This is a genomic window from Fusibacter sp., assembly GCF_057447755.1.
Genome location: NZ_JBVBZF010000178.1, coordinates 1 through 7,235 on the forward strand (window position 1 = coordinate 1; position 7,235 = coordinate 7,235).

A 7,235-nucleotide genomic window follows, 5' to 3' on the forward strand; every position below is an offset into this window, starting at 1 on the left:
CCTTGCGCGGCAAGGTCTCCGCCACTTTTTCCCTAAGGGTCAAAAGGAAGAACATCGGTAACCGCGGGAACGTTATGACGCCATAGAAGAAAAGCCAGCTAAGGCTGGCTAATTGAAAGAAATATGGAGTTCTTTACCCAAGGCATGGGCAATCTTCGACAAGAATTCAATACTAGGATTATATGAGCCATTTTCAAGGCGTGATATTGCAGATTGCTTCGTACCAATTAGATCAGCAAGATCATGCTGAGAAAGGCCTTTTTCAAGACGAAGTCTGATGAGTTCCTTCTTTATTTCATAAATAGGAGAAAGGGCATCATATTCAACTTTTATTTCTTCATCTTCCAAGAGAATTTTCTTGATATCATCATGTTTCATTTACATCATTCCTTTCAATATAATCGTACATATAAGTCAAAGCTCGTTGTATTTCCTTATCAGGAGTCTTTTGAGACTTCTTTTGAAAAGCATTTAACAGAATAATAGCATGACCATGCATAGTAAAATAAAATACTCTGTAATTATTGGTAGATTGTTTGATTCTTAATTCCCATAAATCTTTAGTACCAGCTATTTTTTTGATATGTGGCATGCCAAGTGACAGTCCAAATTCTTCGAGAAGTTCAATCTCTTTAAGAATTTTAGCAGCATCTTTCTTGGGAATGGATTTAAGAAAATCTAAAATAGGACATCTGTTATTGTGAGTATAATATTCAATAGAAAACAATATTTTATCCTCCTATCTAATTTAATTATATAACATATATGTTATATTGGCAAGTCGTAAGACAATCTTCAACGGCGCATAACAGACAGTTCCCAACATAGCTTGTTGTCATAAGTTTTGCGGCAGTTAAATTAAGGAAATAATGAAGGATATTACAATAATTCATCGAATATACATAGGGAAGGCAAAACTTACGCCAATCCTCGCCTAAGGGCGAGGACAGCTACATCGGGAACTGCCGGAACGTCAACCGACATTCCACAAAGAATTGAGTTGGAGTAACTAAAATGTATACAAATTTTAATTTTAAAAATAATAATCTTATGGAAAATATTGAATCATATTATGAAAATTTTGATATGAAATCAGTCTATGAACATACACTTGATGTTGTATATCAAGTAAGTATGATGAAAAATTTGGAAGATGAAATTCGTGAGAAATGTATCACAGCAGCATTGCTTCATGATTTAGGCAGAGTGGTAAAAAGAAGTGATATTGTCATGTTTTGTACTGACAATGGAAAAATAGTATCCCAAAATGAATTAAATTACTTAGGCATCTTACATCAATTTGCATCAAGAATCATAGCAACCCAAGTCTTTAAAATTGAAGATACCGATATTTTGAATGCAGTTGAATGTCATACAACTTTAAAAATGAATCCGAGTATTATAGACAAGATTGTATTTTTATCAGATAAGTTAAGTTGGAAAGAAAAAGAATATATTGATCTAGTATTGAAAATGAAAGAAAAATTTGAGAATTCAATAGATGAGCCAATTTTTTATTATTTAGAAAAGTTACATAAACAAAAAGGCGAATTGGCATGTTATCACGAATGGACAGAAGATGCGTATAATTGTTTTAGAGAAAAGATTATGGAACGCTCGGCTAACACGCCGATTACCTAAATCACTCTGATGTCACAGTCCTTGCAAGGCAAGGGCAGCGCCACTTTTTCCGCTAAGGCGTTAAAAAGAAGGAACGTCGGAAACTGCGGGAACGTTATGGGAAAGAGCTATTAAGCATACGGTCATATAATTAAATCTCAACACAATATTTACATGTAAATTTGCATGTAAATATGATATACTTTAAGTAAGAGAGGTGAATATTATGATAGCTAAAAATTTAGATTTGAGAAACGCTTTAGATCATATAATTTCTGTATCTGACTTAGGTAGAGGAAAGGCATCAAAGGTTATTCAAGATGTAGAGAAAAATAAAGATCAGTATATTGTTGTAAAAAATAATAGACCCCAGGCAGTAATTTTATCTGTTGATGAATATAATACATTGATGGCAACACGAGAGGAATTAGAATTGTTATTGCTTGCAACAAAACGTATTACTGAGAATGATTCAGAGAAATACACATCAATGAAAAACGTATTAGAAGAAATGGGTATTTCTGATTCAGAAATTGACGAACTTGCAGAAAGTGTGGATATTGAATAATGTGGGAAGTAAAATTTTGTGAAGAAGCGATAAAAGACTTAAAGAAATTAGATAATAGTATTGTAAAACAAGTTTTAGCAGGAATCAGAAAAGTAAGTCAAAATCCTTTACCACAAAATGAAGGTGGATATGGAAAACCATTAGGAAATCAGAATGGAACTGAGTTGACCGGCTTTTTTAAAATTAAGTATAAAGGTATAGGAATTAGAGTAGTCTATACAATTGTACGGAATAAAGAAGTTATGAATATAATCGTGATTTCTTTAAGAGCTGATGAAGAAAGCTATAAAGAAGCTGAGAAAAGGAAGATAAGATATGGAGAGAATGTTCACAAAGACGTTTTTTAACGCTCCATCCCATAACACGACACTTACCTAAATTCCTCTGTTGTCATAAAATATGCAGAGGAAATTTTTATATTTAACACTTGGAAGGAGATTACAAATTAGTGTCGAATTACATATTGTGAGAAAGCATATTTTACACCACTTTTGCCCTAAGGGTCAAAAGGAGGAACTTCGGTAAGTGCGGGAACGTTATCGGAAATTCAGAACATAAAAAAATGTCTCCTTAAATTAAAGAGACAAAATTATAAAAGATTTAAAAAATCATCTAATGAAATATTTGCTTGTTCTAAAATACTTTTTAAAGTGCCTCTAGCAATTTCAGAATGAATTGGAATTATAACAACACGGACAGGGAATGATTGATTTTTATATTTGGCATGACTTCCTTTTTGGGAAACGTTTTGAAATCCTATTTTTTCTAAAGCTCGAATAATTTCCTTTGGAGTCAATATTGGATACTTTGAACCCATTAGATAGCAACCTCCAATGTAGTTATTAGTGTTTGATGATTTTCAATGATTGCATCATCATCTTCATAATATAGTTGAACAGCTTCAGTTAAATTTGAAATGGCATCTTCAATAGTTTTTCCTTGTGAAGCTACATTATTTTCAACACATTTAGCAACGTACCAATCTTCTTCTTTTTGAATTATAGCTGTTATTTTAACTAACATAATATCACCTCTTTATATATGGTATCCCTATACACATTATATCATCAATGTATGAGAAAATGAAGATTATTGAAGAATGGTAATTAACATGATCTAGTTCAGAACTTCCAATAACACGTCACTTACCGGAAATCGTTCTGATGTCACAGTCCTTGCGAGGCAAGTCCAGCGCCACTTTTACCCTAAGGGTCAAAAGGAGGAACTTCGGTAACCGCGGGAACTTTATAAGTCATTTAAATTATAAGGACAATATTTATGAAAAGAATAGTTTTAGTAACAATGGGGCTATTAATATCTTCATGCTTGATATTCGTTTTTTATAAACCACTAGAAAATACAGCGAATATACCAAATGATGTATTAGATTACATAAACGCATATGGATATAGAATTGTAGGATGCGATGAAGAGAGAACGTGGCATCTTACAAAAGAAAATCTAAAGATAACTTATTTAGAAACATTTCATTTAATGGGAGTAGATATAAGAGAATATCTAGGTATGGATTTAATCCTTAACTTTGTATATGTGACTAATCATCCGTTTGACAATGATTTTGATAGATTGAAAAGAACTATAAAATATGGATTTAAAACAGGTTTTCCGAATAAAACTAAAATTGTTGTAGTTAAGTTAGAAAACAATATTATTGGATCATATAGTCTAGATGTCCAAACAAGGTATGAGCTCTTAGATAATATAATGGGGGACATATATGGACGGAGTATTGAAGAATTACTTGGAAAAGAGAGCAATGAAGTTTTAGAAGACTTAATGATTGAAAGAGATAATATATTAATAAATTGAACGACGTATAGCACGTCATTTTCATACATTCCTTCCAATGACACGGTTCTTGCGAGTAAAACACCACGCCATTTTTTACGCTAAGGCGTAAAAAAGAATGAACGTCGGAGACTGCGGGAATGTTATACAAAATATTCAACTAGCCAATAGGTTAAGCAGTCTTGTGAAATTTGAGAGGTAAATTATGAGACAGAACTTTAATAGAGGAATCATATTATTAGCAATTATTGTATTAATCCTGGTATTCTATGTTAAAAATCAGCATGTTTATAATAAAGAATATGATTTGATTAGTATAGAAGAAATAAACATCAAATCACAGGATATAAGACAAGGAGACGGTACTAGACTTTACATTGATCAATTAGATAATTCTACATATATAGAAGTAAATGAAGTAGGATATATAGTTGATAATGAAGACTTACTTGCAATATTATCAAAATATAAGTGTAGAAGAACAAAGAACAACTACTTCCCATACCAATCTGGTGATGAAATAGTAGAATTTTCACTAATTCAAAATGATAGGCCTCTACATATATTGCTAGGTAAATTTAATGTGCGGTATGAGTCTGCTGATAAAGAGGTGTATGAAATTTTAGAAGGTAATCAGTTATTAAAAGAAATATTGTCACTTGTAGAAGAACAGTAGATATGTATTTGCTATAAGTAATTACAGTTGGATACTTCGTCTAACGTGACTATTCATTGATATTTCTTCTGATGTCACAGATATTGCGGGGCAAGACCAGCGTCACTTTTCCCGCTATGACTATAAAAGAGAGTGACTTCGGTAATAGCGGGAAAATTAGCGGATATCTTTCAGATGAGTAAATTTTATATAATTTTACTTATATTTTATTGACATGGGTAATGATTACACAAATAGTTAAAATAAGAGTAAAAAAACAATAAAATTACCCATAAGGAGAATTCAATGAGTAATCACTTGTCATATTTACCGCCTCAATTTAATGGAAAAAGTTTAGATTTAGAAACAAATGAAATAATGAGAGAAGCATCAAAAGCAAATCGTAAACTTGCAGAACTCAAGGGTTATTCCGAAATAGTACCTAATAAAAATATTTTGATAAATGCTATTGCACTTAATGAAGCAAAAGAAAGCTCTGAAATAGAAATATAAAAACGACTCATGATGAGTTATTCTCAGCCCTATCTAAGTCTGAGTATTTGTTTGGTGCTGCTAAAGAAGTCCTAAATTAAAAAGAAGCACTTTGGAAAGGTATCGAACTTATTAAAAAAATGGTTTTTTTAACAACTAATATGTTTGTTGAAATACAAGAAATTATCGAAGGGAATAAAGATGGAATTAGAACACAAGGTGGAACTAAGCTCATTAACGAAAGAATCGGAGAGGTCGTTTATACTCCACCAGAAACTGAAACGGAGATAAGAAATTTACTAGGAAATCTAGAGCGTTATATCAATGAAGAAGATGAAATTGATGCGTTGATTAAACTAGCTGTAATACATTATCAATTTGAAAGTATCCATCCATTTTATGATGGAAACGGACGTACTGGAAGAATCATAAACGAGTTGTTCTTAGTAATGAAAGGATTGCTGGACTCACCAATTTTATATCTAAGCAAATATATACTATCAACAAAAGAGGATTATTATAGACTTATAAATGATATTCACAACAAGGGCAATTGGGAAGAATGGATACTTTACATTCTAAAGGGAATCCAAAAGACATCTGAAAAATCATTGAATATATTGAGACAAATGAATGAGCTTATTGAAAATACGAGTAATGAGATAAAAGAAAAGCATCCAAAAATTTATTCAAAAGAATTAGTTGAAATCTTGTTTATCGAAATTTATACAAGGAATAGCAATGTTAAAGTAGGCCTAAATGTGACTAGAAAAACAGCATCGAATTATCTTAATGAACTTGTAGAGTCAGGAATACTGGAAGTTGAGGTAAGAGGAAAAGATAAATTGTTTATAAATAAGAAATTATTGGAAGTCATGAAAGTGATGTAGACAGACGATCCGCTAATGCGTCATTTTTTCCCCATAAAACTTAAAAAGAATGAACTTCGGTAACAACGGGAACGTTAGACAACATATATGGTTAGGAGGAGATGAGATTGACAGATCCAGTCACTATACTATTTACAGTCTTGTTTTTACTAATGATTTTACACGAAATTTATCAAAATTATCGTCGAAACAAGCATTATAGAGGAAGAAAAAATGTAATTATTAAAATTAAAAATCAAGATTTTGATTATAAAATAAGAGGGGCATTCATTATTTTTATAGCGGTGTGGCATGGAAAAATACAATATCAATTACATAATGATTATTCAAATTGTCTTGAAGTGATAGCGGCCATAATATTTGGACTGATTATATTGGTAGAATCACGAAAACCCTTCGAGATATGTGATAATGGCATATTTTTTCCAGACCGATTTGTAGGATGGAATGATATTGTTGGCATTGAATGGAAATCAATGTTTAATGGAGATTTTGAGAAATTTATAATTACATCAAAACGAAGTCCTTCATTATTAGTAGTGCAAGAATACGATTTAAGGATGAGGATTCCAATTACACACAAAGACAATATAAACAAGATTTTAGAAGAAAAAGCCAAATCCATCGTATGACACGCAAATTTCCCATATTCTTTCAAATCTCACATTCCTTTCGAATCAAGCCCTTTGCCACTTTATTCCCTACGACATCAAAAGGAAGTAACATGTGGAAAGGCAGAAACCTTTGATGAAATATTTTACTAAGTTATATGGTATGGATTAATCAGGAGGTAGAGATGAAATATATTACAATAGAGCATCCAACAGAGGAAGAAGTAAATAAAGTAAGACATAAGCTTCAAGAACATAATTCACAATTTTGGGAAGTTGATAGAAAAGATCAATATACAATTTATAGTATGGAAGATCAAACCATGGTTGGTGGGATTGTATTTACTATTTTTGGAGAATGGCTAGATATAGATTTTTTCTGGGTTGACAAGGAAGAACGTGGAAAAGGAGTTGGTAAAGATATTTTGTCAAGAGCTGAGGCATTTGCAAAGAATAAAGGGTGTAAAAAAGCAGCCTTGAATACATTTGATTTTCAAGCAATGCCATTTTATAAGAAAAATGGATATGAAATTATGTATAAGCAAGAAAAGTATCCAATATCGAGTACAAAATATTATATGGAAAAGGAA

13 protein-coding genes are annotated in these 7,235 nt (G+C 31.6%); 9 read left to right on the forward strand and 4 right to left on the reverse strand.

Features of this window, described 5'->3' with window-relative positions; all coding sequences use genetic code 11:
- Nucleotides 1-108: 108 nt before the first annotated feature.
- Both AC220I_RS15540 and AC220I_RS15545 read right to left on the reverse strand, forming a co-directional pair.
- Nucleotides 109-378, reverse strand: coding sequence for a helix-turn-helix transcriptional regulator (locus AC220I_RS15540; RefSeq protein ID WP_194699740.1), 270 nt, complete (start codon nt 376-378; stop codon nt 109-111).
- Entirely contained in the window at nt 368-727 is a 360-nt protein-coding gene (locus AC220I_RS15545) for a type II toxin-antitoxin system RelE/ParE family toxin (RefSeq protein ID WP_486724775.1), read from the reverse strand. The genes AC220I_RS15540 and AC220I_RS15545 overlap by 11 nt, the downstream gene beginning before the upstream one ends.
- A 287-nt stretch (nt 728-1,014) precedes the next feature.
- Here AC220I_RS15545 and AC220I_RS15550 point away from each other — a divergent pair, with 287 nt between their 5' ends.
- The 3 genes from AC220I_RS15550 (at nt 1,015) to AC220I_RS15560 (ending at nt 2,535) form a co-directional block, all read left to right on the forward strand.
- Nucleotides 1,015-1,641 (forward strand): HD domain-containing protein, encoded by a 627-nt coding sequence (locus AC220I_RS15550; protein WP_486724776.1) that lies wholly within the window; start codon nt 1,015-1,017, stop codon nt 1,639-1,641.
- A gap of 205 nt (nt 1,642-1,846) precedes the next feature.
- Nucleotides 1,847-2,188 (forward strand): type II toxin-antitoxin system Phd/YefM family antitoxin, encoded by a 342-nt coding sequence (locus AC220I_RS15555; RefSeq protein WP_486724777.1) that lies wholly within the window; start codon nt 1,847-1,849, stop codon nt 2,186-2,188.
- Nucleotides 2,188-2,535 carry a type II toxin-antitoxin system RelE family toxin gene (locus AC220I_RS15560; protein ID WP_486724778.1) on the forward strand — a complete coding sequence of 116 codons (348 nt, stop codon included), beginning with the start codon at nt 2,188-2,190 and terminating at the stop codon, nt 2,533-2,535. Before AC220I_RS15555 ends, AC220I_RS15560 begins: the two co-directional genes overlap by 1 nt.
- A gap of 242 nt (nt 2,536-2,777) precedes the next feature.
- Here the strand turns inward: AC220I_RS15560 and AC220I_RS15565 are convergent, their stop codons facing one another.
- Together AC220I_RS15565 and AC220I_RS15570 are read right to left on the reverse strand one after the other, a co-directional pair.
- On the reverse strand, nt 2,778-3,005 hold the full coding sequence (locus AC220I_RS15565; protein WP_486724779.1) for a type II toxin-antitoxin system HicA family toxin: 228 nt from the start codon (nt 3,003-3,005) through the stop codon (nt 2,778-2,780).
- Nucleotides 3,005-3,211, reverse strand: coding sequence for a type II toxin-antitoxin system HicB family antitoxin (locus tag AC220I_RS15570; protein ID WP_194704302.1), 207 nt, complete (start codon nt 3,209-3,211; stop codon nt 3,005-3,007). Before AC220I_RS15570 ends, AC220I_RS15565 begins: the two co-directional genes overlap by 1 nt.
- Nucleotides 3,212-3,466: 255 nt before the next feature.
- Here AC220I_RS15570 and AC220I_RS15575 point away from each other — a divergent pair, with 255 nt between their 5' ends.
- The 6 genes from AC220I_RS15575 to AC220I_RS15600 all read left to right on the forward strand — a co-directional run.
- A complete protein-coding gene (locus AC220I_RS15575; RefSeq protein ID WP_486724780.1) occupies nt 3,467-4,018 on the forward strand; it encodes a hypothetical protein in 552 nt (183 codons plus the stop codon).
- Between the two features lie 184 nt (nt 4,019-4,202).
- A complete protein-coding gene (locus AC220I_RS15580; protein ID WP_486724781.1) occupies nt 4,203-4,673 on the forward strand; it encodes a hypothetical protein in 471 nt (156 codons plus the stop codon).
- A gap of 285 nt (nt 4,674-4,958) precedes the next feature.
- Nucleotides 4,959-5,165, forward strand: coding sequence for a Fic/DOC family N-terminal domain-containing protein (locus tag AC220I_RS15585; protein ID WP_486724782.1), 207 nt, complete (start codon nt 4,959-4,961; stop codon nt 5,163-5,165).
- 140 nt (nt 5,166-5,305) lie between these two features.
- Nucleotides 5,306-6,034 (forward strand): Fic family protein, encoded by a 729-nt coding sequence (locus tag AC220I_RS15590; RefSeq protein WP_486724783.1) that lies wholly within the window; start codon nt 5,306-5,308, stop codon nt 6,032-6,034.
- 107 nt (nt 6,035-6,141) lie between these two features.
- A complete protein-coding gene (locus AC220I_RS15595) occupies nt 6,142-6,666 on the forward strand; it encodes a hypothetical protein (RefSeq protein WP_486724784.1) in 525 nt (174 codons plus the stop codon).
- Nucleotides 6,667-6,830: 164 nt separating this feature from the next.
- Nucleotides 6,831-7,235: GNAT family N-acetyltransferase (locus AC220I_RS15600; protein ID WP_486724785.1), on the forward strand; the 405-nt coding region annotated here is incomplete at its 3' end.